The organism is Micromonospora costi (assembly GCF_003626655.1).
Taxonomy (GTDB): Bacteria; Actinomycetota; Actinomycetes; order Mycobacteriales; family Micromonosporaceae; genus Micromonospora; species Micromonospora costi.
The window spans coordinates 860,614-886,233 of record NZ_RBAN01000001.1 but is presented as its reverse complement, the minus strand read 5'-3'; the positions used below and the strand labels follow the sequence as shown (position 1 = coordinate 886,233).

Genomic DNA, 25,620 nt, shown 5'->3' with positions numbered 1-25,620 from the left:
GCGGGCCCGGTGATCGCCCACCCCCGCACCGGCGGCGGGGTGGTCGTACCCTTGGCGTTCGTGGCCAGTCCCACCTCGCTGCTGAAGCGGCTGCTTCTCGGTCGACCGTTCCGGTCCGACCGGCTGCAGCACACCCTCCTGCCGAAGCGCATCGCGCTGCCCGTCTTCGCCTCCGACGCGCTGTCCAGCGTCGCGTACGCGCCCGACGAGATCCTGCTGACCCTCTCCATCGCGGGCGCCTCCGCGTACGTCTTCTCGCCGTGGATCGCCCTCGCGGTGGTCGTGGTCATGCTGACCGTGGTCGCGAGCTACCGGCAGAACGTGCACGCCTACCCCTCCGGCGGTGGGGACTACGAGGTGGCCACCGTCAACCTCGGCCCCAAGTTCGGCATCGGGGTGGCCAGCGCGCTGCTGGTCGACTACGTGCTCACGGTCGCCGTGTCGGTCTCCTCCGGGGTGGCGAACCTCGGCTCGGTGGTGCCGTTCGTGGCGACCCACAAGGTGATGATCGCGGTGGTGGCGGTGGTGCTGCTGACCGCCGTGAACCTGCGCGGCCTGCGCGAGTCGGGCACCGCGTTCGCCATCCCCACGTACGGCTTCGTGATCGTGATCGGCGGGATGCTGGTCACCGGCCTGGTGCGGGTGTTCGTGCTGGGCGACGAGCTGCGGGCGCCGAGCGCCGACCTGGTGATCCAGGCCGAGCACAGCGTGACCGGTTTCGCCCTGGTCTTCCTGCTGCTCCGGACGTTCAGCTCGGGCGCCGCCGCGCTGACCGGCGTCGAGGCGATCTCCAACGGCGTGCCGGCGTTCAAGGCGCCGAAGAGCCGCAACGCGGCCACCACGCTGCTGCTGCTGGGCACGATCGCGGTGAGCCTCCTGGTCGGGATCATCGCGCTGGCGCGGCTGACCCACCTGCAGTTCGTCGAGGACCCGGCCCTCCAGATCGTCTCCGGTCCCGACGGGTACGTGCAGAAGACGGTCACCACCCAGCTCGGCGAGGCGGTCTTCGGCTCCGGGTCGATCCTGCTCTACGTGGTGGCCGGGATGACGGCCCTGATCCTGTTCCTGGCCGCGAACACGGCGTTCAACGGTTTCCCGGTGCTCGGCTCGATCCTCGCGCAGGACCGGTTCCTGCCCCGGCAGTTCCACACCCGGGGCGACCGGCTGGCCTTCTCCAACGGCATCCTCTTCCTGGCCGCGTTCGCGATCGTGCTGATCGTCGGGTTCCAGGCCGAGGTGACCCGGCTCATCCAGCTCTACATCGTCGGGGTATTCGTCTCGTTCACCGTCTCCCAGGCCGGCATGATCCGGCACTGGAACCGGCACCTGAAGACCGAACGGGACCCGGAGGCCCGCCGCCGGATGCACCGCTCCCGGGCCATCAACGCCTTCGGCATGGGGCTCACCGGCACCGTGCTCGTGATCGTGCTGATCACCAAGTTCCTCCTGGGCGCCTGGATCGCGATCGCCGCCATGGCGGTGATCTACCTGGTCATGCTGGCCATCCGCCGGCACTACGACCGGATCGCGGAGGAGCTGACCCCGCCGGACCAGGGCCGCGCCGTGCTGCCCGCCCGCAACCACGCGATCGTGCTGGTCAGCAAGCTGCACCAGCCCACCCTGCGAGCCATCGCGTACGCGCGGGCCACCCGGCCGGACACCCTCACCGCGGTGACCGTGAACGTGGACGAGAAGGACACCCGGGACCTTCAGGAGGAGTGGGAGCGGCGGGAGCTGCCCGTGCCGCTGACCGTGGTCGACTCGCCGTACCGGGAGATCACCCGTCCCATCCTGGACTTCGTCGCCAACACCCGCCGGGAGTCGCCCCGGGACGTGGTGACGGTCTTCATCCCCGAGTACGTGGTCGGGCACTGGTGGGAGAACTTCCTGCACAACCAGAGCGCGCTGCGGCTCAAGACCCGGCTGCTGTTCGAACCGGGTGTCATGGTGACCAGCGTGCCGTGGCAGCTCGCGTCGACCGCCAACAAGGACCTGGACCGCCTCGACGCCACGCTGTCGCGCGGCCCGGCCCGGGGGCCCCGCGTCGTGCCGCGCAGCACGCTGCCGCCGAGCGTGCCGCTGGCGGTGCCGGTGCCGCCGGGCGAGTCCGCGCCGACCGGTGGTGACCGTGGCTGAGCCGGTCGCGGCCCCCGGGCTGGCCGAGGCGGAGCGGGTCGAGCTGACCGTCGGCGCGGTCGCCCCGGGCGGGCACTGCGTGGCCCGGGTCGACGGGCAGGTGGTCTTCGTCCGGCACGCGCTGCCCGGCGAGCGGGTCGTGGTCGAGGTGACCGAGGTGCACCGGGGGTTCGTCCGGGCCGACGCGGTGACGGTGCTGGAGGCGTCGCCGGACCGGGTCGAGGCGCCGTGCCCGTACGCCCGTCCGGGCCGCTGCGGCGGGTGCGACCTGCAGCACGTCGCGCCGCCGGCCCAGCTGGAGTGGAAGGCCGCCGTGGTGCGCGAACAGCTCACCCGGCTCGGCGGCCTGGACGACGAGGAACTGGACCGCCTCCAGGTCCGGGTCGAGGCGCTGCCGGGCGGGCCACTGGGCTGGCGCTCCCGGGTCCGGTACGCGGTCGACGCGGCGGACCGGGCCGGCCTGCTCAAGCACCGCTCGCACGAGGTGGTGCCGATCGACCGCTGCCTGATCGCCCACCCGGCCATCCAGCGGCTGCCGGTGCTGCCGCCCAGCGGGGCCCGCTGGCCGGAGGCCGAGGCGGTGGAGACGGTCGCCTCCTCCGGCGGCGACGTGACCGTCACCGCCCTGGCCGAGGGGGTCGCTACCGAGGTCGAGGGGCCGGCCGTGGTCCGTGAGGTGGCCGCCGGCCGGGAGTGGACGCTGCCCGCGACGGCCTTCTGGCAGGTCCATCCCGCCGCCGCGGACACGCTGGTGCGTGCGTTGCTGGAGCTGGTCGACCCGCGGCCGGGCGAGACGGCCTGGGACCTCTACGGCGGTGCCGGGCTGTTCGCCGCGGCGCTGGCCGGCCGGGTGGGCGACGCCGGCCGGGTCACCCTGGTCGAGGCGGCCGCGCAGGGTGTTGCCGCGGCGCGGGAGAACCTGCGGGACCTGCCCCGGGTCGAGGTGGTCGCGGCCCGGGTGGAGACCGCGCTCGCGCGGCGGCGGATCACCGGCCCCGTCGACGTGGTGGTGCTCGACCCGCCCCGCACCGGTGCGGGTGCGCGGGTGGTCCGCGAGCTGGTCGCCGCCGGGCCGCGGGCCGTCGCGTACGTGGCGTGCGACCCGGCCGCCTTCGCCCGGGACGTGCGCACCTTCACGGGGCTCGGCTGGCGGCTGGCCGCGGTGCGCGGGTTCGACCTGTTCCCCATGACCCAGCACGTCGAGCTGGTGGGGCTGCTGCTGCCGCCCGACTGACCCCGGGCGGGCGCGCCGGGTGCCGCTAGCCTGTCGCCGTGAAGATCGTCGGATTGATGTCGGGCACGTCGTACGACGGGGTCGACGTGGCCGCGGCCGAGTTCACCGTCGAGGGGGAGACCCTCTGGCTGCGCCCGCTGGGGCACCGGGGCATCGACTACGACGAGGAGCTGCGGGCGTCCATCGGCGGGCTGCTGCCTCCGGCGAACACCACGATCGAGGCGGTCTGCCGGCTGGACAACCGCCTGGGCGAGGTCTTCGCCGAGGCGGCGGCGGTCGGGCTGGAGCTGGCCGGCGGCGCGGCCGACCTGGTCGTCTCGCCCGGGCAGACGGTCTTCCACTGGGTGCAGGACGGGACGGTCCGGGGCACGCTGCAACTCGGCGCGGTGGCCCGGGTGGCCGCCCGCGTCGGCGTACCGGTGCTCAGCGACCTGCGCTCGGCCGACGTCGCCGCCGGCGGGCAGGGCGCGCCCCTGGTGCCGGCCTTCGACGCGCTGCTGCTGGCGCCGGACGCCGACGCGCCGCCGCGGGCCGCGCTGAACCTGGGCGGCATCGCCAACCTCACCGTGGTCGCCCCGGGCGCGCCCGTGCTGGGGTACGACGTGGGCCCGGCCAACGCGCTGCTCGACGCGGCGGCCCGGCGCCTCCTGGGCCGCCCCTGCGACCTCGACGGCGCCCGGGCGGCGGCCGGCCGGGTGCACCCGGGGCTGCTGGAGCTGCTGCTCGCCGAGCCGTACTACGCCGCGCCGGCGCCCAAGTCGACCGGCAAGGAGCTGTTCCACGCCGGCTACCTGGACGAGCGGCTCTCCGCGCTCGGCGAGCCCGTGCCGGCCGACGACGTGCTGGCCACGCTGACCGAACTGACCGCCCGGGTGGTGGCCGCCGAGTGCGACCGGCACGGGGTCGCGGAGGTCGTGGCCGCCGGCGGGGGAGTGCGAAACATCACTCTCCGTAATCGGATCGCCGCCCTGGGCGCCGGGCGCTGGCGGCTGCGCACGACCGCCGAGTTGGGCATCCCGGCGCAGGCCAAGGAGGCGTACGCGTTCGCCCTGCTCGGCTGGCTCTCCTGGCACGGCCTGCCCGGGGCCATACCGTCCGTGACCGGGGCATCCCGGGCCGCCGTCCTCGGCTCCTGGACGCCCGCCGGCCCCGGCCCCCGGGCCACCCCGACGGTGCCGCCGCGCCGGCTGCGGGTCCGCCTCTGACCGGTCGCTCAGCGCCCGGTCCTGAGCTGGGCGTATGTCGGCCCGGGCTGCGGAGTGTCCGGCGGCCGATAGACTCTGCGGTCATGAGTGTTGAAGAGGACACGGCCAACCACGGCCGGCTGCTGGCCACGGTGCGCGGTCCGCAGGACGTCAAGCGGATGTCCGCCGAGCAGCTGGACATTCTCGCCGCCGAGATCCGTGACTTCCTGATCGCGAAGGTGTCCCGCACGGGCGGGCACATCGGGCCCAACCTCGGCGTGGTCGAGCTGACACTCGCCATGCACCGCGTCTTCGACTCCCCCCGCGACCGGCTCCTGTTCGACACCGGCCACCAGGCGTACGTGCACAAGATCATCACCGGGCGACAGGCCGGCTTCGACAAGCTGCGCCAGCGCGGCGGCCTCTCCGGCTACCCCAACCAGGCCGAGAGCGAGCACGACCTCGTCGAGAACTCGCACGCCTCCACCGCGCTCTCCTACGCCGACGGCCTGGCCAAGGCGTACGCCCTGCGCGGCGAGTCCCGCGCGGTGGTCGCCGTGGTCGGCGACGGCGCGCTGACCGGCGGCATGTGCTGGGAGGCGCTGAACAACATCGCGGCCGCCGGCAACCCGCTCGTCATCGTGGTCAACGACAACGGCCGGTCGTACGCGCCGACCATCGGCGGTCTCGCCGACCACCTCTCCTCACTCCGCCTCAACCCCGGCTACGAGAAGGTCCTCGACACCGTCAAGGACGCCCTCGGCTCGACCCCGCTGGTCGGCAAGCCGATGTACGAGGTGCTGCACGCGGTCAAGAAGGGCATCAAGGACGCGGTCGCCCCGCAGGCGATGTTCGAGGACCTCGGCATCAAGTACGTGGGCCCGGTCGACGGCCACGACGTCGCCGCCGTCGAGTCGGCGCTGCGGGCCGCGAAGAACTTCCGCGGCCCGGTGATCGTCCACGCGGTCACCCGCAAGGGCTACGGCTACCGCCCCGCCGAGGAGGACGAGGCCGACTGCCTGCACGGCCCGGGTGGCGCGTTCGACGTCGAGACCGGTCAGCTGGTCGCCGCGCCGTCGGTCAAGTGGACGCACGTCTTCGCCGACGAGCTGGTGGCGATCGCCGACGAGCGGCCCGACGTGGTCGGGATCACCGCCGCGATGGGCGAGCCGACCGGCATCGCCACGCTGGCCCGCAAGCACCCCGCCCGGGTGTACGACGTGGGCATCGCCGAGCAGCACGCGGCCACCTCGGCGGCCGGTCTGGCGCTCGGCGGCCTGCACCCGGTCGTGGCGGTCTACGCGACCTTCCTCAACCGCGCGTTCGACCAGGTGCTGCTCGACGTGGCGATGCACAAGCTTCCGGTGACGTTCGTGCTCGACCGCGCCGGCATCACCGGCCCGGACGGACCGAGCCACTACGGCATCTGGGACATGTCGGTCTTCGGCGTGGTGCCCGGCCTGCGGATCGCCGCGCCCCGCGACGCCGCCACGCTCCGCGAGGAGCTGCGCGAGGCGGTCGCCGTCGACGACGGCCCGACCGTGATCCGCTTCCCCACCGGCACCGTGGCCGCCGACCTGCCCGCGCTGCGCCGGGTCGGTCCGGTCGACGTGCTGGCCGAGTCGACGCGTACCGACGTGCTGCTGGTCGCGGTCGGCGCGTTCGGGCACCTCGGCATGGAGGTCGCCGCCCGGGTCGCCGAGCAGGGCTACGGGGTGACCGTGGTCGACCCGCGCTGGGTCCGGCCCGTCCCGGCCGAGCTGGTCGAGCTGGCCGCCGGGCACCGGCTGGTGGTCACCGTCGAGGACGGCGTACGCGTCGGCGGCGTCGGTGACGCCCTCGCCCAGGCGATGCGGGACGCCGACGTCCGGGTGCCGCTGCGCGACCTCGGCGTACCGGCCGACTGGCACCCGCACGGCAGCCGGGCGCAGATCCTCGCCGACCTGCGGCTCACCGCGCAGGACGTGGCCCGGGACGTCACCGGCTGGATCTCCGGCCTGGACGGCGCGCCGGTCCGGCTCACGGTGACCGACACCGCCGCCCAAAACTGACCCGCTGACCGCCCGGTGCTTCGGCGACCGCCGCGCCGGTCTCCGCGCCGCGCGCCGGTCTCCGCGTTGATCAAGAGGTTTGCGTCATGTTCGATCTCCGATTTGACGCAAACCTCTTGATCAACAGGGTCGGTCGGGCGAGCGTCGGTCTTCGCCGATTCTGGGGGGTGCGGGTTGGTGGTTGTCGGGGGCGCATCCTCCGCCGCTAGCGTGATGCCTCAGAGGCAAGCCTCTGAGGCATCACGCTCGTGAGGGGACCCGCAGCTACGCGGCCCACCGGCGTATTGCCAGGCTGGGCAGGTGGGTGACCTGATGACCGCACGCCCCGAGCGACCGCGACCGGCAGGGAGCCGGTCGAGGTCGACTGGTCGACCACCACCAGCACCGGCCATGTCCGGCGAACTTGTCGAACCGCTGCCGTAGCCGCGCCTCGGTGTTCGGCAGCGCCGCCGGGCGGGCCGGCGCGGGGTCAGCGGCCGCCGACTGAGCGGTAGTGCGTCTTCTCCGCGTCGGTCAGGCTGACCGTCGTCGGCCGGTCGGTCGTCGCCACGACGGCCAACCCCGGTCGCTCCACCAGCGTCGGCGTGCCCGGCGGCAGCGACAGCGCGGTGTCCCGGGTGGACCGCCAGCTCAGCACGACCACCGGCTGGCCCGGCACCGGCAGCCGGTAGGCCTGCAACGGCGAGGACCGGTCGGCGGGGGAGACCACCGGGGCGGCGTCGCCGGCCGGCCGGTAGACCACGGCGCTCATCGTGTCGTCGGCGCTCTGCCAGGTCAGCTGCTCCAGCTCGCCCGGCTCACCACCGCCGAGGGCCACCTCGCCGAGCGAGCGGACGGCCACCTTCGCCATCGGCCAGGACTCCGGCACCGATCCCGGCGCGTCCCGGTCGTTGATCCGGCGGGTGAGGCTGCCGAACGGGCCCCGCTCGTCGGCGAGGCGGCAGGTGTCCAGACCCGCCAGGGCGCGCCGGCCCGAGCCGGTGTCGTCCCGCACCAGCGGGTAGTGCGGGCCGGCGATCCCGGTGCCGAGGTCGAGCAGGCGGTCCGTGGCCCGGCCGCGCGGCAGCGACTCGGTGGCTCGCAGGGTCGCCGTCACCGGGACCGCCGCGCAGGACGGTACGGCGGCCCGGGCGCTCATGCCGTCCGTCATCGAGAGGCCACGCCCGTCCGGCCCGAGCAGGCGCTGTACCCGCTTGGAGGTGAGGTAGCGGCGGCCCGCCGGGGTCTGCACGGGCAGCACGTCGGAGTAGACGAGGTAGCCGGGGTCGGTGTACTCGGTGGCCCGCACCACGGCGTACCGGTCGCCCTCGCGGGCGACCTGCAGCAGCCAGGAGGCGCCCTCGCCGGGCACGTCGGCGGCGACCAGGGCCAGCGGGGCGCCGTCGACCTCACCGGCGTAGAGAATGCCGGACGAGGGCAGGTGCGCCCGGTCGTCCGCCGGGGACCGCCAGGCCCGGACCGCCTCGGTCACCGCCGTGGTGACGGCGTCGTCGCCGGCCAGCCCACCCCGGGGCGGCCACACGGGCAGCGTGCCGTCCAGGCTGTCGTAGCCGACGGGCAGCGTGCCGGGCTGGCGGTCGGCGACCGGCCCGCAGGCGGTGGCGGTCAGCAGCACGGTCAGCAGCGCGGCGGCCGTCGTGCCGCGGCGGCGGACTGGCGCCACGTGTACGCCCCCGTTCGATCGCCCGTTGGTCGGAAGCGCCATAGTACGAGATGTCCGACGAGTGCCGTCCGGCACCTCGTGCCCGGCGGGCCGACCGGCGACCGACCACAGAGGACGCCTGGTGGGCCGGCTCGTCCACTCCGTCGGGGATGTCGAGTGGATCGTGTGGATGTCCGGCCATTTCCGTGCCTTTTACCCGCTCGGGTAGACTCCGCCGACTGTGACCCCTGCCGAGTCTCGCGCCGAGTCCGCCCTGGATACCGACGCCGGCTCGGCCGGCCTGGCCGTGGCCGTCGACGACGCCCCGGCTGTCGACGGCGCGCCGGCCGTCGACCGCGCCCCCACCGCCGACGCCGCGCCGGCGGCACCGACCGTCGACCGTGCCCCGGCCGTCGACCGTGCCCCGGCCGTCGACCGTGCCCCGGCCGTCGAGACCGCGCCGGCCCCCGATCCCGCGACGACCGATCCGTCGACCGGTGGCGTGGCGGGGTCGGACACCGAGGGCGTCCGGCCCGCCGCTCCCGCCCGGCAGTGGCGGTGGACCCGGAGGCGCCGGGACCTCGCGGCGTACGGCCTCTTCCTGCTTGCCGCGGTATGGGTGACCAGCGGGATCTGGGCCGATCCGGCGGGCCGGGTCGCCTCGCTCTACAGCAGTGACCCGGCGCAGGTGCAGTTCTTCCTCGCCCACTCGGTGCGGGTGGTGCTGCACGGCGAGTTCCCGTTCTACACCGAACAGTTCAACTACCCGGACGGGGTCAACCTGATGGCCAACACGGCCATCCTCGCGCTCGGCATCCCCATGGTGCCGGTGACCCTCCTGTTCGGACCGGCCGTGTCGTTCGTGCTGCTGGTCACGTTCGGTCTCGCCGGCACCGCGGCGGCCTGGTACCGCGTCCTCTCCCGCCACGTGGTCCGTACGCCGCTGGCGGCCGCGGTCGGCGGCTGGTTCTGCGGGTTCTCGCCGGCGATGCTCTCGCACGCCAACTGGCATCCGAACATCATCAGCCAGTTCCTGCTGCCGTTCATCGTGTGGCGGGTGCTGGTGCTCACCCGGTCCCGCCGCCCGGTCCGGGACGGGCTGCTGCTGGCGCTGCTGGTCACCGCCCAGGCGTTCATCAACGAGGAGATCCTGCTCTTCACGGCGCTGGCCTGCGGGGTGTTCCTGATCGCCGTGGTCGTCCAGGAACCGGCCCGCTGGTCGGCGGCGTGGCGCCCGCTGGCCGCCGGGCTCGCGGCGTGCGCGGTGCTCGCCGGGGCGCTGCTGGCGTACCCCCTGTACGTGCAGTTCGCCGGGCCGATGGCGTACCACGGGCTCAGCGACGCGGTGCGGGACTACGGCAACGACATCGCCGCCTTCTTCGCGCCCGGCTCGCCCACCCTCGGCGGCGACGAGCGGGCCAACGTCAACCTCGCCCCGAACTACTCCGAGGAGAACGCGTTCTTCGGCTGGAGCCTCGCGCTGCTCACCATCGGCGTGGTGCTCTGGCTGCGTAGGGAGGTGCTGGTCCGGGCACTCGCGGCGACCGGCGCCGCCTTCGCGGTGCTCTCCCTCGGCGAGCGGGTCTCCTGGTGGGACCGCGAGATCGTCACCGGCCCGTGGGAGTGGCTGGTGCGGTTGCCGCTGCTCGACGCCGTGGTGCCGACGCGGTTCGGGCTCATCACGTCGGTCGTGGTCGGCGTCCTGCTGGCGCTCGCCGTCGAGCGGGCCTGGTCGCTGCGGTCGGTGGACCGGCGTACGGTCCGGACGCTCACCGCCGCCGGCCTCGTGCTGGCGCTGCTGCCGATCGCGCCCCTGCCGCTGCGGGTCGTGTCCCGGCCGCCGGTGCCGGAGTTCATCACGGCCGACCGCTGGCGGGCGTACGTGGGGCCGGACCAGACGCTCGTGCCCATCCCGGTGCCGAGCATGGGCAACACCTACGGCATGCGCTGGGCGGCCGCCACGAACCTCGACTTCAAGATCCCGGGCGGGTACTTCCTCGCCCCGCGCAACGGCAACACCGGCGACCCGGGCCGCTTCGGCGGCCGGCCCAGCGGCGTGGGGCAGTTGCTGGAGGAGGTGGCGTCGACCGGCCGTACGCCCAAACTGGACGACCGGCAGCGCCGCCGGTCGCTGGACGAGCTGCGGCACTGGCGGGCGGCGATCCTCGTGCTGCCGGAGCGGCAGCAGAACGTCGAGCCGCTGCGGCGTACCGTCGAGCAGTTGGTCGGCCCCGGCCGCCGCGAGCTGGACGTGTGGGTCTGGGACGTGCGGACACTGACCGACCGACGGCCCTGATGGCCAGCGGCACCGCCGTCCCCGAGCGGCCCGGGACGGACGCGCGGCCCGGGAAGGACCCACGGCCCCGCGACGGCACGGGATCCGGAGCGCGAGGGCCGCGCCGTCCGGGGTGGACGCCGGACGCTCTCGTGGTCGCCGCCGGCTACCTGGCCCTGGCCGTGCTGCTCACCGGCGGGCAGTGGCGTCACCCGGGCCGGTTGTTCCACCAGGCGGGCGACCAGATCCTCTTCGAGTGGATGCTGGCCCGGGCGGCCCGCGCGGTGACCGGGCTCGAGAACCCGCTCTACAGCACCGCGCTGAACGCGCCGGACGGCGTCAACCTCATGGCGAACACGTCGGTGCTGGGCCTCGGCGTGCCGCTCGCGCCGGTCACGCTGCTCTTCGGCTCGCAGGCCGCGTTCTGCGTGGCGGTGGTGGTCTGCCTCGCCGGCACGGCCACCGCCTGGTACGCGCTGCTGCGCCGCCGGCTGGTCGCCTCGCGGGCCGCCGCCGCGGTGGGCGGGCTCTTCTGCGGCTTCGCGCCGGGAATGGTCGCGCAGGCCGGGGCGCACCTGCACATGGCCGCCCAGTTCCTGGTGCCGGCGATCCTCGCGGTGCTGTTCCGCCCCGGGCGCGACCGGGTGCGCCGCGACGGCGTGATCCTCGGCCTGCTGGTCACCTGGCAGGTCTTCCTCGGCGAGGAGGTGCTGGTCTTCCTGGCCCTCGCCGCCGGGGTGTTCGTGCTCGGGTACGCGCTCGCCGACCGGGCCGCGGCCCGCCGGGCGGCACCCGCGCTGCTGCGGCGGATCGGGGTCGGCGCGCTGGTGGCGGGCGTGCTGCTGGCGTACCCGCTCTGGTTCCAGTTCTTCGGGCCCCAGCACTACCGGGGAATGGCGTTCGACGTGGACGGCTTCCGGCTCGACGCCGCGTCGTTCACGGCCGCGGCCCGGCAGACCGTGGTGGGGGACGACTACCGGCCGGGGCTGCTCGCGCCGAACCCGACGGAGGAGAACTCGTTCTTCGGGCCCGGACTGCTGGTGCTCGCCGTGGTGATCGTGATCTGGCTGTGGCGGCGCCCGCTGGTCCGGGCGCTGGCCGGGTGCGGCCTGCTCTTCGCGCTGCTCTCGCTCGGGCCGGAGATCCGGGTGGACGGTACGTCCACCGGCGTCCCCGGCCCGTACCGGCTGCTGGCCGGCCTGCCCCTGGTCGACCTCGCGGTGCCGGCGCGCCTGGCGCTGGTCTGTGTGCCGGTGCTCGGCATCCTGCTGGCTCTGTCCCTGGACCGGGTGTGGGCGGCGCGATTCTCGGCGGCCACCGAGCCGGATACCGGGCCGGCCACCGAGCTGGCCGGCCCGGAGTCGGGGGCCGGCGGCGGGGACGCGCGGACGCCGACCGGCCCGCCCGCACCGGCGGTGCCCGTGCGACTGCTCTGGACCGGGGCGGTGGCCGCGGCGCTCCTGCCGCTCACGCCGACACCGATCCGGACCGTGCCGTCGGTGACCGTACCGGCGTTCGTGGCCGAGGGCGGGTGGCGGGCGTACGTGCCGGCGGGCCGGACCGTCGTCCCCGTGCCGCCGGTGACCGGCGCCGCGGTCAGCCCCGGGATGCTCTGGTCGGCCCGGACCGGGCTCGCCTTCCCGGCGCCGGGCGGGTACTTCATCGGCCCGGGTGGTCCCGGCGACCGGGCCGCCCGGTGGGGCGCCCCGGACCGACCCACGGCGGTCCTCCTGCGTCGCGTCGCCGAGACCGGCGAGGTGCCGCCGATCGGCGACGCCGACCGCCGGCAGGCCCTCGACGACCTGCGGCACTGGCGGGCCGCCGTGGTGGTGCAGGGCGACCTGCGGCACTCCGAGCCCGTCCGGCGCGTGCTCGACGAGCTGCTCGGCCCCGGGCGGGACGTCGACGGCGCCCGGGTGTGGGACGTCCGCGACCGGCTCGGCTGAGCGCGCCGCGCCCGCCGGGACGGCGGTGGCCCGTGGCGGTCAGCCCACCAGGGGGCGTACGTCCCAGAGCCACACGTCGTCGACCCGCTGCGGCGGGCCGAGCAGCGCGGTCATCAGGTCCCGCAGCACGGCCTCCCTCGGGTGGGCGCCGAGCACCACCACCGACGCCCGCCACCAGCGCAGGTCCTCCACGGCCTGGCGGCGGTTCTCCTCGGTGATCGCCGGGACCGTGCCGCTGTCCATGGTGGAGTAGATGAGGGTGCTGGTCGGCCGGTTCGGCGCGCCGAACGTGCCCTCACCCTTCTCGTTGGGCCCGATGAAGTAGCCGGCCGGGATCGGGAACTCCTGCGCCGTCAGCGCGCTCCAGCGCAGCGTCGGCAGCCCGTGCACGTTGCTGGGGATCGGCACCGGCACCAGGGTCCGTCCCGCCGGGACGTACGGCCGCCAGCCGCCCGCGGTGATGAAGTGCGGCGGCGGGTCCACCGGTTGCGCCGGCAGCGGCCGGGGGACGAGCGGCAGCACGGCGAGGGTGATGGCCGCGTACCCCACGGGGCGCAGCCACCGCCGCCGGGCCGGGCGGTCCGGGTCGTGACCGCCGGTGGGCTCGGCGGGCGGCGCGTCCGCCTCGGCGGTGCGCTGCGCCGGGATCCGCACCGGCCCGGGGCGGCGCGGACGCCGCCCGAGCGCGTCCCAGGCGAGCGCGAGCAGCACACCGACCGCGGCGGCGACCACCAGGGCCAGCCGCGTCGGCATCATCATCTCGACCAGCGGCAGGTCGTCCCGCAGGTACGCCCACGGGCCGTTCACCGTGGTCTCCACGCCGTTCAGCCGGATCCGGGGGCCGAGCGCCGCCACGCCGAAGACCACGACGAGCACCGCGAGGATCCGGGCCGCCAGCGACCGCCGGACCAGCAGCACGAGGGCCACCACGGCCACCAGCACCAGCGGCCAGCCGAACCACGTGTTCTGCTCGGTCAGGCCGATGGTCTGCTCGACCGCCGGGTCGCCGGCCAGGGTGTCCCGGGGGAACGTCACGAAGGCCGCCAGGTCCTCGCCCCAGTTGTGGAACACGCCGCCCTGCAGACCCCGGTACGACTGCGGCCCGTTGAACTGGAACCAGATCGGGTACGCGGTGATCGCCAGGGCCACCGCGCCCGCGACGCCGAGCGCCGCGGCGAACGTGCCGGCCACGGCCCGCGCCGCCGACGGCCGCTGCACGGCGTACGCCAGCACGACGACCAGGCAGGCCAGCGCGGTGAGCAGCAGCATCTCCTCGTTGATGAAGATCTGGTACGCGACGAGCAGGCCCAGCACCAACCCGTTGCGCCGCCACCGGCCCGCCTCGCCGAGCCGGAGCACGCGCACCACGATCAGCGGGAGCAGGAAGTTCGAGACGAAGTTCGGCTGGCCGTTGGCGTGGTGCACGATGCCCGGCGCGAACCCGAGGAAGGCGCCGCCGACGAACGCCGCCGCGCGGGAGCGCACCAGATGCCGGGAGAGCATCCAGTAGCTGGTGGCGGCGGTGGCCGCCAGCGCCCCGCCGAGGTAGAGGGCGTACATCACCTGCGGGCCCAGCAGCATGGTCAGCGGAGCCAGCGGCAGCGTCACCCCGAGCAGCGAGGTGTTCGCCATCATGTTCACCCCGTCGGGGGCGTTCTGCCGGACCGTGAAGAGCGGGTTCTCCAGGTGCCGTACGGAGTAGGCGCCGTGCGCGAAGAGCCACTCGAACCAGCTGTGGTCGGTGGGCAGGTGCGAGGACACCCGGGCCTGCACGTCTGCCCAGTAGTGCAGGCAGACGAAAACGCCGAGCAGCACATAGGCTCCGAGGGCCAGCAGATCGGCACGGGCCGGGCGGCGTCGGAGCCTTCCGGCCGGCGCGGTCCCGGTCCGCTCGGCGTCGGCAACGGGAGTCAGCGAGGGGTCTACCACCGGCACGGCCACGACGGGCCATCGTACAGGCGGGGTTGGGCGTATTTGCCGGGCCGGTACGGCCACGGCCGGTTTGCCGGTCGTGCCACGCGGCGGGTCGGGTGACGGGAGGGCGGCGATGACGGTCATCGACCTGGGTGAGCTGCGCGACCACCCGAAACCGAGCCCCGACCGCCCCCGCCCCCGCGCCGCCGGCCGTCCACTCCGGACGGCGCTGGTGTCGCTGCTCGTCCTCGGGACGCTCGCGGGCGCCGCCCCCGCGCCGGGCCGGGTCGCGGCCGTGGTGCCCAGCTCGCCCGTGGGGAAGGCCTTCGTCGTCGGCGACCTGGTGGTCGTCGACGAGCCGGTGGACGGGGTGACCTCCGGTGACCGGGACCTCACCGCCTACCCGATGCCTGAGCGGCCGGCGAACCCGCCCCCGCGCGCCGAGCCGCTGTGGCGCGTCCGGGTACCGGTCGGCGGGTACATCCAGTGGATCGAGCCGCACGACGACACGCTGCTGCTCACGGTCAACTCCCGGGCCGAGGCGGACGGCGAGACGATCGCCCTCCACGCCCGCACCGGGCAGGTCCGGTGGCGGCAGCCCGGCATCGCCCGGTCCGGCCGGACCGGCTCGCTGTTCCTCCAGCGGATGCGCGACGACGGCGCCTGGACGCTCCGGGCGGTCGACCCGGGGTCGGGTCAGCTGGCCTGGTCGCTGCGGGACCTGCGGAGCAGCCCGAACTACCGGCTGCGGGACGGCGCGGTGGACCGGGTCGTGGTGTTCGGGCCCGGCAGCGGGGTCGAGGTGCGCGATCCGGCGAGCGGGGCCGTGCTGGCACGTGCCGACCCGCCCCCGGGCGCGTCCGCCGAGCTGTCCGGCCTGGTCGCCGACGACCTCGTGCTCTTCATCGACGATCAGACGGTGACGGCCTACGACCTGGACCGGCTGGAGCGTCGCTGGGTGGTCCCGCTGCCGGCGGTGGAGTCCGTGGGTGTGTGCGGCGAGGTGCTGTGCGTCTGGGTCCGCGACGGTGGCCTCCAGGCGCTCGACCCGGCGACGGGCGCCCTCCGGTGGCGCACGTCGGGCTGGGACGCGGTGATGGAGGCCCGATCGGGCCGTCTGCTCGTCGCGACCCTCCGGGACAACCGCAGCCGGTACGGCGTGCTGGACGCCAGCACCGGCGGGCAGATCGCCGACCTGGGGGACTGGTCCCTGCTGGCGTCGGTCGCGCCGGACGGTCCCCTGGTCGGCATCCGGCCCGGCCGCGGCGGCCGGCTGACTCCCTACGAGCTGGATCTCGCGGACGTCCGTCTCCGCGTCCTCGACGCGATCCCGGGCGCGAGCGAGCTGTGCCAGGCCGGCCCGAGCGCCATGATGTGCCGCCGGCCGGACGGCTCGTTCGGAGTGTGGCGGTGGCCCGCGTGACCGACCACGTCATCGACCTCGGCGAGCTGCGGCACGAGCCGGAGCCCGAGGAGCTGCCCCGGCCCCCGCGGGCCGTCGGCCGGCCGCTGCGCTGCGCCCTGGCACTGCTCGTGGCGCTGGCCACGCTCGCGGCGGGGGCGCCGATACCGCGACGCGACATGGTCGTCGTGCCCGCCGTCGTGGGCACGGAGGCGCTGCTGGCCGACGACCTCTTCCTGGTGATCGACCCGTCCGGGCCGCGCGGGCCGCAGCGGCGGTTGGAGGCGTACCGGCTGCCGGGCGGGGAGCTGGCGTGGGAGGCCCCGCTGCCGGTTCAGGGGCGGTACTGGGGGATGTCCCTGCTGGGTGACATCCTGCTGGTGACCGGCTTCCAGCAGGACGGCCAGACCAACGTGACCGTGGCACTGGACCGGGCGACCGGGGCGTACCGGTGGCAGCAGCCCGCCACCGCGGTGGAGAGCGCCGGTGGCGCGCTGCTCATGGAGACGGGCGACGACGAGCGGGGCCGGACGCTACGGTCGGTCGATCCCTGCTGCGGGAGTGTGCGCTGGGAGGCCGACTTCCCGCCGGGGCAACTCGCCTACCGGCTCACCGGCTCGGCCGTGGACCGCGTGGTGTACAGCACCGCCGACGGCCGGGTCGAGGTGCGGGACGCGGCCACCGGTGCCGTGGTGAACCGGGGGGATCTGTGGGGGCCCGCCGACGAGCGCATGGTCAACGTTCAGGTCGTGGATGGCCTGCTGCTCACCGTCGGCGGCACCCCCGCGACCGTCGCCGCGTACGACGTGGACCGGCTCCGGCCACTCTGGCGGACCCAGGTCGCCGACGCGCTGTTCGTGTCGGAGTGCGGCCCCGTGATCTGCCTGCAGGGCCGCTCCGGCGGCCTGTTGGCCCTCGATCCGGCGTCCGGGCGCCGGCTCTGGGCCGACGACCGGTGGGCCGGCATCTGGGCGACCCGGGGGCGGCTCGTGGCCAGCGCGGTGCGAAGCGCCGGGCCCGGCGCCGAGCAGTTCGCCCTGCTCGACGCGACCACTGGCACGGTCCTCGGGGAGCTGGGTCGCTGGGAGCTGTCCCGCCCCAGCCGGCTCGACGGGCCGCTGATCGGCACCCGGCGGCACCGCGGCGGGCTGCTGGTCGCCGAGCTGGACGTCGTCACCGGCACGGCCCGGCCGCTGGACGTGCTGCGGGGCGCCGCCGGGGAGTGCCAGAACAGCAGCGACCGGTTGGTGTGCCGGCGGGTGAACGGCGACTACGGGCTGTGGCCGCTGCGCCGCTGACCGCCGGCCCGCCGGGCCGCGGGCCGGCGCCTCACCAGTTGGCCTGCGCCGGCGCCGGCGGCAGCGGCACCTCCGGCGGGCGGATCACGTACGCCATGCCACCGCTGCCGGCCTGCCAGACCGCCTCGAACCGATCCCGGTCCACGACCCGCCGCACCGCCTCGTCGTCCGGCGCGTACGGGTCGTTGAGCACCGGGTCCCCCGACTCGGTGAAACCGGCCAGCACGATCAGGTGGCCGCGGGTGTCGTAGTCCAGGCCCGGCACCTCGCCGGCGCGGAACGCCGCGGAGACCACCAGCGGGATGCCGGCGGCGATGAACTCCTCGGCCTCGGCCAGCGACCGCAGCCGCGTGACGAAGGCGTCCATCCCGTGGAGGCCCGCGTACGCGGTGTTGAAGGGCCAGTTGCCGGCCCCGGCGTAGGCGTGGTCGAAGCAGTGCCGCGCGGCGTGCACCACGACCGGACGGGGGCCGGGCGGGTCGACCCACGCGTACCGGTCGGCCGGCGGGGTGGCCCCCCAGAAGGCCAGCACCATCGACGTGCAGGTGGGACTGCACCAGGAGTCCCCGCCGCCGCCCCACTGCGGGTACGCGCCGGCGTGCAGCCGCTGCGAGTAGCGCGGCACGTCCAGCACCCTCCCGCGGGCGGACCCGTGGGGACGCGCGACACCGGACGCGGGAGCGCCGGCGGGACCGGTGGCGACCGCACCGACGGTACGCAGCACGGGGGTGAGCCCGCTGCCGGCCGGCCGGAGGAGCGTCACCCGCGCCTGCCACCCGGTGACCGTCGCCTCGCCGACCACCAGCGTGTCGGTCTCCACCCGGGCGGTCGCGTCGCGCTGGCCGGGCACCGAGGTGCGGCGTACCGTCCGGTCGTCGCCGGCCCACCGGCCCAGCACGTACCAGCCGGTGGCCGGGGCGTCGGCGTGCCAGCCGCGCAGCGCGACCTCGATCCAGCAGCCGTCCGGGGTCTCCGCCGTCCACGACGGCACCACCTCGGCGACGGCGAAGCCGGCGGGCACGGGCGGCGCGGTCCACGTGCCCCACTCGTACCGCTGGTCGTCACCGTCCGCGCCCGGCCGGACGCCGGCCGGGCCGGCGAGCACCAGCCCGCGCGGCCCGGCGCGGAGCCCCACGAGGGTCCCGGACCCGTGGTCGGCGGGGAGGCGGAACCCCCGGTAGGAGACGTCCCGGATCCGGGGTGGGGCCGCTGTGCTCATGTGACATCCGTCCGTCGGGGGCGCGGGCTGCCGGAAGCATCGCGTACGGCGGCGGCTGCCGGCAACGGCCGCCGGGCCGGGCGGCGAGGGACGCTTGTTTGGCGACCCGCACTAGGTTGTCGGGTGGTCAGCAGCGAGGAGGCCGGCATGCGGGTACTGGTGGTCGAGGACGAGCGCAACCTCGCCGACGCGATCGCGCGCGGGTTGCGCAAGCGGGGCATGGCGGTCGACGTCGCCTACGACGGCGACACCGGGCACGAAATGGCCTTCGTCACCCGCTACGACGTGGTGGTGCTGGACCGGGACCTGCCGGGCGTGCACGGCGACCAGATCTGCGCCGAGCTGGTCGCCTCGGGCACGCTGACCCGGGTGCTGATGCTGACCGCGAGCGGCACGGTGGCCGACCGGGTGGAGGGCCTGCAGCTCGGCGCCGACGACTACCTGCCCAAGCCGTTCGCCTTCGACGAACTGGTCGCCCGCGTGCAGGCACTGGGCCGGCGGGCCACCCCGGCCACGCCGCCGGTGCTCTCCGTGGCCGACCTGGTGCTGGATCCGGCACGCCGCGTCGCCACCCGCGCCGGCGCGCCCGTCGACCTGACCAACAAGGAGTTCGGCGTGCTCTGCGAGCTGGTCAAGGCGCGCGGCGCGGTCGTCTCCAGCGAGGAGCTGCTGGAGCGGGTCTGGGACGCCAACACCGACCCGTTCACCACCATCGTCCGGGTCACCGTGATGACGCTGCGCAAGAAGCTCGGCGACCCCCCGCTCATCGAGACGGTGGTCGGCGCCGGCTACCGCACGGCCGAGGTGGCCGCCGCGTGAGCGCGTCCCCCGCCACCGCGGCCGGCGGTCCCCGGCGCCGGCGGCTGCGTCCCACCCTGCGGCTGCGGCTCACCCTGCTAAACGGCGTCCTGCTGGTGGGCGCCGGCGCGATCCTCGTGCTGCTGGCCTGGCTGCTGGTGCGCGACGCGTTGCGCCCCACCGACGAGCTGCTGCCCGGCACCACCGTGGTGCTCGCCGACGGCCGCACCCTGGACGCGGGCGAGTGGCAGCGGCAGCTGGTGCACGCGGCTTCCGGCGAGCTGTTGGCGAAGGGCCTCGTGGCACTGCTCGCGATCAGCGTGGTCGGGGTGGCCGGCGCGTACGCGGTGGCCGGCCGGGCGCTGCGACCGCTGCACCAGGTCACCGCCACCGCCCAGCGGCTGGGTGAGGCCACCCTCGACCAGCGCATCGGCTACTCGGGCGCCGACGACGAGGTGGCCGAGCTGGCCAAGACGTTCGACGCGATGCTGGACCGCATCACGGCCGCGTTCGAGGCGCAGAGGCGCTTCGTGGCCAACGCCTCGCACGAGCTGCGTACGCCCCTCGCGGTGATGCGTACCGAGATCGACGTGACGCTCAGCGACGACGAGGCGGACATCGCCGAGTACCGCCGGATGGCCACCGTGGTCCGGGACGCCTCGGAGCGGGCCAACGGGCTCGTCGACGCGCTGCTCGTGCTGGCCCGCAGCGAGGCGCAGGCCGGCCGCCGGCTCGGCCGGCGTACGGAGTGCGACCTGGCCGGCGGCACCGCGAACGCGCTCTCGGCGGTACGCCGGGAGGTGGAGCGGATCGGGCTGCGGGTGCAGACGTCGCTGGAGCCCGCCCCGGTCGTCGGCGATCCGGGCCTGCTGGACCGGCTGGCCGGCAACCTTGTCGAGAACGCGGTCCGCTACAACCACCTGCACGGGCGGATGTGGGTGCGTACCGGCACGGACGGCCGGCACTCCTGGCTCGTGGTGGGGAACACCGGCTTCGAGGTGGACCCGGCCGACGTGCCCGGGCTGTTCGAGCCGTTCCGGCGCGGCGGGCGGGAACGCACCGGCGCCCGTGGTTCCGGTCTGGGGCTCTCCATCGTCCGGGCCGTCTGCGACGCGCACGGCGGCACGGTGCAGGCGGTCGCCCAGCCCGGAGGAGGCCTCGAGGTGACCGTCCGGCTGCCGTCGGCGGACGTCGTCCCGGCCGGGGCCGGTGGGGATCGGCGCCGGCCGGAGTCGACCGTCGACCGGTGACGAACGGGGTTGCGCGGCGAGCGGCGGACTGCCAGGATCATCGCCGTCAGCCCGACGGATGAGAGGGGGTGTGGTCGATGTCCACCACGACCAGTTCCGCGCCCCGCCCCGGCCACCGCTGACCTTCACCGACTCCCGCGGGGCGCGTCCATCCAGCTCGGAGGAGCGACCGTGAGCGTACGGATCCACAACATCGCCATCGACTGCCACGACACCTATGCCCTGGCCGGTTTCTGGGCCCAGGTCCTGGAGTGCCCCCGCCAGCCGGAGGACTTCCCGGGAGACCCCGAGGCCAGCCTGCTGCCGCCGGGCGGCCCCATGGTGCTGTTCCTGGCCGTGCCGGAGGGCAAGACGATCAAGAACCGGGTCCACCTGGACCTGTCGCCGACCGACCGGACCCGCGACGAGGAGGTCGAGCGGCTGCTCGGTCTCGGCGCGACGCAGGTCGCCGATCAGCGGCGGCCCGACGGGACGGGCTGGGTGGTGCTCGCCGACCCGGAGGGCAACGAGTTCTGCGTCGTCCGCAGCGACGCCGAGCGGGCCACCACGCCCGCCAGCTCGGCCGACGCGGCGGCGGGCCCGGCCGGCGGCACGGCGGCCTGACAAGGCGGCCTGACATGGCGAGGCCCCGGTCACCGCGGTGACCGGGGCCTCAGCCGCGGGGGATCAGGAACGCTTCTCGATCTCACCGCGCATCGTCACGAAGTCGGCCTTGATCTCCTCGGCCGACTTGAAGAACACCATGATCACGCCGAGGCTGCCCCGGTCGGCCCAGGCGCAGACCGCCGTCGGCGCGCCCTCGGTCTTGCCGTCGCCGCAGCGGGCCTCACCGCCGAGCGGGCCGGGGTCCACCGACGTCATCTTGGCGACGCCGACCTCCGTGGCGAGCTCGCCGACCGTCTGGTCCAGCTCCTTCTTCGGGTCGGCCATCAGCCCGGAGATCGCGATGGCCACCACGAGATCCTGCTTCGCCGGGTCGCCGTAGAAGGCCCCCACGGTGCTCGTCTCGCCCTGCGCCGTCTTCTTCATGGTGGCGACCATCTGGTCGGTGAGCGCCTGGAGCTCGGGGTCGGTGATCTTCGGCCGGCCGGCGAGCGTCGCGGGCGCCTCCACCCGGGTCCGGGCGGCGTCCACGCCCTCGCTCACCTCGTCCTTGACGGCGAACCAGATCGCCGCGCCGCCGCCGAGGCAGAGCACGAGCACCGCGGCCACCACGATCAGGATGATCCGGCCGGCCTTGGACTTCTTCGGCGGCGGCGCGGAGACCGGGTCGCCGAACGGCTGACCCGACTGCGGCGGCGGGAAGCCGCCCGACTGCGGGACCGGCGGGTAGTCGCCCGGCTGCTGCTGCGAGCCGGGGTAGCCACCGGGCTGCTGGGGGGCCGGGTAGCCGGCCGGCTGCTGCTGACCCGGGTAGCCGCTCTGCTGGGCGGGGTAGCCGCCGCCCTGCTGGCCGGGGTAGCCGCCGCCCTGCTGCTGGCCCGGGTGGCCGCCCTGCTGGCTGGGGTAGCCGCCCTGCTGCTGGCTGGGGTAGCCGCCGCCCTGTTGACCCGGGTGGCCGCCCTGCTGGCTCGGATAGCCGCCGCCCTGCTGACCCGGGTAGCCCTGCTGGCCGGGGTAGCCGCCGCCCTGCTGCTGGCCCGGGTAGCCGGCCCGCTGGCCGGGGTGGCCCTGCTGGTCACCGGGACGGGGTGGCGGGTAGCCCTGCTGGCCGGGGTGGCCGCCCTGGGGCGGCGGGTACGAACCGGGCCCCGTTGGTGGAGGGTAGGAATCTGCCGGCGGGTACGACATGGGTCAGCTCCAAACGAGAAAAGCGCAACGGGTGATCTTAGCCAGCCCGCAGTGCCCGCCGCTGCCCGCCGAACGGTCCGCCGTACCTCGGAAAACGGCCCTCGGTGCTCGCCCGTTCACCCTAGGAAAGACGATCGCGGTGGCGGCGGCGCCACTGTGGACGCCGCCGGCCACCGCGATGCGGGGGAGCGGGGATGTGGGTCAGGCGGGGAGGCTGGCCGCCCCGAGCGGAAGGAACCGCCGGCCGGTGACCCGCTCGGACGTGCCGGTCCGGTCCAGGTACGGCGTGACGCCGCCCAGGTGGAACGGCCAGCCGGCCCCGAGGATCATGCACAGGTCGATGTCCTGCGCCTCGGCCACGACACCCTCGTCGAGCATCAGCCGGATCTCCTGCGCCAGCGCGTCGAGCGCGTTCTGCCGGACCTGCTCGGCGGTCAGCGGCGAGTCGCCCACCACGAGCAGCTTCGCCACCTCCGGGTTCACCTCGTCGTCGACCACGATGGGCTGGCCGGAGTCCGCGATCCGCTTGAGGTTCTCGCTGACCCCGAACCGGTCCGGGAACGCGGCGTGCAGCGTCCCGCCCACGTGGTACGCCACGGCGGGCCCGACGAGCTGGAGCAGGGCGAGCGGGCGCATCGGCAGACCCAGCGGGTCCAGTGCGCTGTTCGCCACGTCCAGCGGGGTGCCGGCGTCCACGGCCGCGAAGACCGTGCCGAGGAACCGGGTGAGCAGCCGGTTCACCACGAACGCGGGGGCGTCCTTCACCAGCACCGAGGACTTCTTCAACTGCTTGCCGACCGCGAACGCGGTGGCGAGCGTGGCGTCGTCGGTGCGCTCGCCCCGGACGATCTCCAGCAGCGGCAGCACGGCGACCGGGTTGAAGAAGTGGAAGCCGACCACCCGCTCGGGGCGTTCCAGGTCCTCGGCCATGGCGGTCACCGACAGGCTGGAGGTGTTGGTGGCGAGCACCGCCTCCGGCTTGACGATCTTCTCCAGCTCGGCCCAGACCTGCTTCTTGACGCCCAGGTCCTCGAAGACCGCCTCGATGACGAAGTCGGCGTCGGCGAAGACGCCCTTGTCGACCGAGCCGCTGACCAGGCCGTACAGCTTGGCGGCGGTGCCCTTGTCCATCCGGCCCTTGCTGACCAGCTTCTCGATCTGGCTGTGGACGTAGCCCACACCCTTGTCCACCCGGGCCTGGTCGAGGTCGGTCATCACCACGGGCACCTGGAGCCGGCGGGCGAACAGCAGCGCGAGCTGGCTCGCCATGAGGCCGGCGCCCACGATGCCGACCTTGGTGACCGGGCGGGCGAGGCCCTTGTCGGGCGCGCCGGCCGGCCGCTTGGCCCGCCGCTGCACGAGGTCGAAGGCGTACAGGCCGCTGCGCAGCTCCTCCGAGAAGATGAGGTCCGCGAGCGCCTCGTCCTCGGCTGCGGTGCCGGCCGCGAAGTCGGCGTCCTTGGCCGTGTCGAGCAGGTCCAGTGCCTTGTACGCGGACGGGACCGCGCCGTGCAGCCGCTGGTCGAGGGTCTGCCGGGCGAAGTAGAGCACGCCGGCCCACATGTCCCGGTCGACCTCGGGGCGGGTGACGGTGATCTGGCCGCGCACCACGCCGGCGGCCCACTCCAGGGAGCGCTCCAGGAAGTCCGCGGGCTCCAGCAGGACGTCGGCGATGCCCAGCTCCGCCGCCTGCTTCGGCTTGAGCATCTTGTTCTGCATGAGCGGGTTCTGGATGATCACCTGGGTCGCCGCCGGGATGCCGATCAGGTTCGGCAGCAGCTGCGTGCCACCCCAGCCGGGCACCAGACCGAGCGAGACCTCCGGAAGGGCGAGCGCCGCGGCGCCGCCGGAGAGCGTCCGGTAGTGGCAGTGCAGGGCGAGCTCCAGCCCACCGCCCATCGCCGCGCCGTTGACGAACGCGAACGTGGGCACCGCGCTGTCCTTGAGCCGGGCGAACACCCGGTGGCCGAGCCGGCCGATCTCCAGCGCCTGCTCCCGGTCGGCGAGCAGCGGCAGGCCGGTGATGTCCGCGCCCACGCAGAAGACGTACGGCTTGCCGGTCACCGCGATGAACGCGGGGTCGGCGGCGAGGGCGGCCGTGATGGCCTCGTCCAGGCTCGTCAACCCACCGGGCCCGAAGGTGTTGGGCTTGGTGTGGTCGAAGCCGTTGTCCAGGGTGATGAGGGCGGCCGGGCGCTCCAGCCCCGGTACGTGCACCTCGCGCAGCAGCGCCTTGGTGACGACCTCGTTCGGTGCGGCGAGGCTCACTTGTCTCCACCCTCCCAGTGCGGGTTCTCCCAGATCACGGTGCCGCCCATGCCGATGCCGATGCACATGGCGGTGAGGCCGTAGCGGACCTCGGGGTGCTCGGCGAACTGTCGGGCGAGCTGGGTCATCAGCCGCACACCGGAGGAGGCGAGCGGGTGCCCGATGGCGATCGCGCCGCCCCACTGGTTGACCCGCGGGTCGTCGTCGGCGATGCCGAAGTGGTCGAGGAAGGCGAGCACCTGCACGGCGAACGCCTCGTTCAGCTCGAACAGGCCGATGTCGTCGATGGTGAGGCCGGCGATGCGCAGCGCCTTCTCCGTCGACGGGACCGGACCGTACCCCATGACCTCGGGCTCGACGCCCACGAAGCCGTACGACACCAGCCGCATGGCGACCGGCAGGCCCAGCTCGCGGGCGGTCTCCTCGGCGGCGATGAGGCCCGCCGTGGCGCCGTCGTTCAGGCCCGCCGCGTTGCCCGCGGTGACCTTGCCGTGCGGCCGGAACGGGGTCTTGAGCGTGGCGAGCTTCTCCAGGGAGGTGTCCCGGGGCGCCTCGTCCACCGTGGCCAGACCCCAGCCGCCCTCCTCGTCGCGGATCGCGACGGGTACCAGGTCGCCCTGGAGCTTGCCGTTGGCGTACGCCTTGGCGGTCTTCTGCTGCGACGCGAGCGCGAACGCGTCGGTGCGCTCCTTACTGATGTGCGGGAGCCGGTCGTGCAGATTCTCCGCGGTGGCGCCCATGACCAGCGCCGACGGGTCGACCAGCTTCTCGGCGATGATCCGGGGGTTCGGGTCGACGCCCTCACCCATCGGGTGGCGTCCCATGTGTTCGACGCCGCCGGCGATGGCGATGTCGTACGCGCCCATGGCGATGCCACCGGCCACGGTGGTCACCGCGGTCATGGCCCCGGCGCACATCCGGTCGATGGCGAAGCCGGGGACGGTCTTGGGCAGGCCGGCCAGCAGGGCGGCGGTCCGGCCGATGGTGAGGCCCTGGTCGCCGATCTGGGTGGTGGCGGCGATCGCGACCTCCTCGACCCGCTCCGGCGGCAGCTGCGGGTTGCGGCGCAGCAGCTCACGGATGCAGCGGATCACCAGGTCGTCGGCGCGGGTGTTGGCGTACATGCCACCCGCCTTGCCGAACGGGGTACGGACGCCGTCGACGAAGACGACATCCCGAACTTCACGGGGCACTTGAGCCTCCTTTTCGACC

General features: G+C 74.5%; 17 protein-coding genes. 11 read left to right on the top strand and 6 right to left on the bottom strand.

Annotated features, from left to right (window positions below; all coding sequences use genetic code 11):
* The first annotated feature begins 60 nt into the window (after window positions 1–60).
* From D7193_RS03970 to dxs, 4 genes are all read left to right on the top strand, one after another.
* Window positions 61–2,136 (top strand): APC family permease, encoded by a 2,076-nt coding sequence (locus D7193_RS03970; RefSeq protein WP_120779242.1) that lies wholly within the window; start codon window positions 61–63, stop codon window positions 2,134–2,136.
* Window positions 2,129–3,370, top strand: coding sequence for a class I SAM-dependent RNA methyltransferase (locus D7193_RS03965; protein ID WP_120779241.1), 1,242 nt, complete (start codon window positions 2,129–2,131; stop codon window positions 3,368–3,370). Before D7193_RS03970 ends, D7193_RS03965 begins: the two co-directional genes overlap by 8 nt.
* 38 nt (window positions 3,371–3,408) lie before the next feature.
* Window positions 3,409–4,575 carry an anhydro-N-acetylmuramic acid kinase gene (locus D7193_RS03960; RefSeq protein WP_120777977.1) on the top strand — a complete coding sequence of 389 codons (1,167 nt, stop codon included), beginning with the start codon at window positions 3,409–3,411 and terminating at the stop codon, window positions 4,573–4,575.
* Window positions 4,576–4,658: 83 nt separating this feature from the next.
* Window positions 4,659–6,605, top strand: coding sequence for a 1-deoxy-D-xylulose-5-phosphate synthase (dxs, locus tag D7193_RS03955; RefSeq protein WP_120777976.1), 1,947 nt, complete (start codon window positions 4,659–4,661; stop codon window positions 6,603–6,605).
* 469 nt (window positions 6,606–7,074) lie between these two features.
* Here the strand turns inward: dxs and D7193_RS03945 are convergent, their stop codons facing one another.
* Window positions 7,075–8,268 carry a hypothetical protein gene (locus D7193_RS03945; RefSeq protein ID WP_120779240.1) on the bottom strand — a complete coding sequence of 398 codons (1,194 nt, stop codon included), beginning with the start codon at window positions 8,266–8,268 and terminating at the stop codon, window positions 7,075–7,077.
* A gap of 481 nt (window positions 8,269–8,749) precedes the next feature.
* On the opposite strand from D7193_RS03945, the gene D7193_RS03940 reads away from it, so the two are divergent.
* Window positions 8,750–10,543: a DUF6311 domain-containing protein gene (locus D7193_RS03940; RefSeq protein WP_120779239.1), complete on the top strand. Its 1,794-nt coding sequence runs from the start codon at window positions 8,750–8,752 to the stop codon at window positions 10,541–10,543.
* Window positions 10,501–12,468, top strand: a complete 1,968-nt coding sequence (locus D7193_RS03935; RefSeq protein WP_377456407.1) for a DUF6311 domain-containing protein — start codon at window positions 10,501–10,503, stop codon at window positions 12,466–12,468. Before D7193_RS03940 ends, D7193_RS03935 begins: the two co-directional genes overlap by 43 nt.
* Before the next feature lie 39 nt (window positions 12,469–12,507).
* Here the strand turns inward: D7193_RS03935 and D7193_RS03930 are convergent, their stop codons facing one another.
* Window positions 12,508–14,409: a DUF6311 domain-containing protein gene (locus tag D7193_RS03930; RefSeq protein ID WP_120777974.1), complete on the bottom strand. Its 1,902-nt coding sequence runs from the start codon at window positions 14,407–14,409 to the stop codon at window positions 12,508–12,510.
* A gap of 106 nt (window positions 14,410–14,515) precedes the next feature.
* Here D7193_RS03930 and D7193_RS03925 point away from each other — a divergent pair, with 106 nt between their 5' ends.
* Both D7193_RS03925 and D7193_RS03920 read left to right on the top strand, forming a co-directional pair.
* A complete protein-coding gene (locus D7193_RS03925) occupies window positions 14,516–15,805 on the top strand; it encodes an outer membrane protein assembly factor BamB family protein (RefSeq protein ID WP_120777973.1) in 1,290 nt (429 codons plus the stop codon).
* Complete coding sequence (locus D7193_RS03920; protein WP_147434326.1) at window positions 15,802–17,082, top strand: outer membrane protein assembly factor BamB family protein; 1,281 nt, start codon at window positions 15,802–15,804, stop codon at window positions 17,080–17,082. Before D7193_RS03925 ends, D7193_RS03920 begins: the two co-directional genes overlap by 4 nt.
* 31 nt (window positions 17,083–17,113) lie before the next feature.
* Here D7193_RS03920 and D7193_RS03915 read toward each other — a convergent pair whose 3' ends face one another.
* Entirely contained in the window at window positions 17,114–18,301 is a 1,188-nt protein-coding gene (locus tag D7193_RS03915; RefSeq protein ID WP_120777971.1) for a peptidase C39 family protein, read from the bottom strand.
* A gap of 147 nt (window positions 18,302–18,448) precedes the next feature.
* On the opposite strand from D7193_RS03915, the gene D7193_RS03910 reads away from it, so the two are divergent.
* The 3 genes from D7193_RS03910 to D7193_RS33350 all read left to right on the top strand — a co-directional run bounded on the left by D7193_RS03910 (window position 18,449) and on the right by D7193_RS33350 (window position 20,952).
* Window positions 18,449–19,120 (top strand): response regulator transcription factor, encoded by a 672-nt coding sequence (locus tag D7193_RS03910; RefSeq protein WP_120779238.1) that lies wholly within the window; start codon window positions 18,449–18,451, stop codon window positions 19,118–19,120.
* Window positions 19,117–20,349 (top strand): sensor histidine kinase, encoded by a 1,233-nt coding sequence (locus tag D7193_RS03905; RefSeq protein ID WP_241562809.1) that lies wholly within the window; start codon window positions 19,117–19,119, stop codon window positions 20,347–20,349. Before D7193_RS03910 ends, D7193_RS03905 begins: the two co-directional genes overlap by 4 nt.
* 171 nt (window positions 20,350–20,520) lie before the next feature.
* Window positions 20,521–20,952: a VOC family protein gene (locus tag D7193_RS33350; RefSeq protein WP_158674767.1), complete on the top strand. Its 432-nt coding sequence runs from the start codon at window positions 20,521–20,523 to the stop codon at window positions 20,950–20,952.
* Window positions 20,953–21,015: 63 nt separating this feature from the next.
* On the opposite strand, the gene D7193_RS34525 is transcribed toward D7193_RS33350, so the two are convergent.
* The 3 genes from D7193_RS34525 to D7193_RS03890 all read right to left on the bottom strand — a co-directional run bounded on the left by D7193_RS34525 (window position 21,016) and on the right by D7193_RS03890 (window position 25,601).
* A complete protein-coding gene (locus D7193_RS34525; protein WP_277749890.1) occupies window positions 21,016–22,140 on the bottom strand; it encodes a hypothetical protein in 1,125 nt (374 codons plus the stop codon).
* 201 nt (window positions 22,141–22,341) lie between these two features.
* The gene (locus tag D7193_RS03895) at window positions 22,342–24,408 is read right to left on the bottom strand and encodes a 3-hydroxyacyl-CoA dehydrogenase NAD-binding domain-containing protein (protein ID WP_120777970.1); all 2,067 of its coding nucleotides are present in this window, start codon (window positions 24,406–24,408) and stop codon (window positions 22,342–22,344) included.
* Window positions 24,405–25,601: a thiolase family protein gene (locus D7193_RS03890; protein ID WP_120777969.1), complete on the bottom strand. Its 1,197-nt coding sequence runs from the start codon at window positions 25,599–25,601 to the stop codon at window positions 24,405–24,407. The genes D7193_RS03895 and D7193_RS03890 overlap by 4 nt, the downstream gene beginning before the upstream one ends.
* Window positions 25,602–25,620 lie beyond the last annotated feature (19 nt).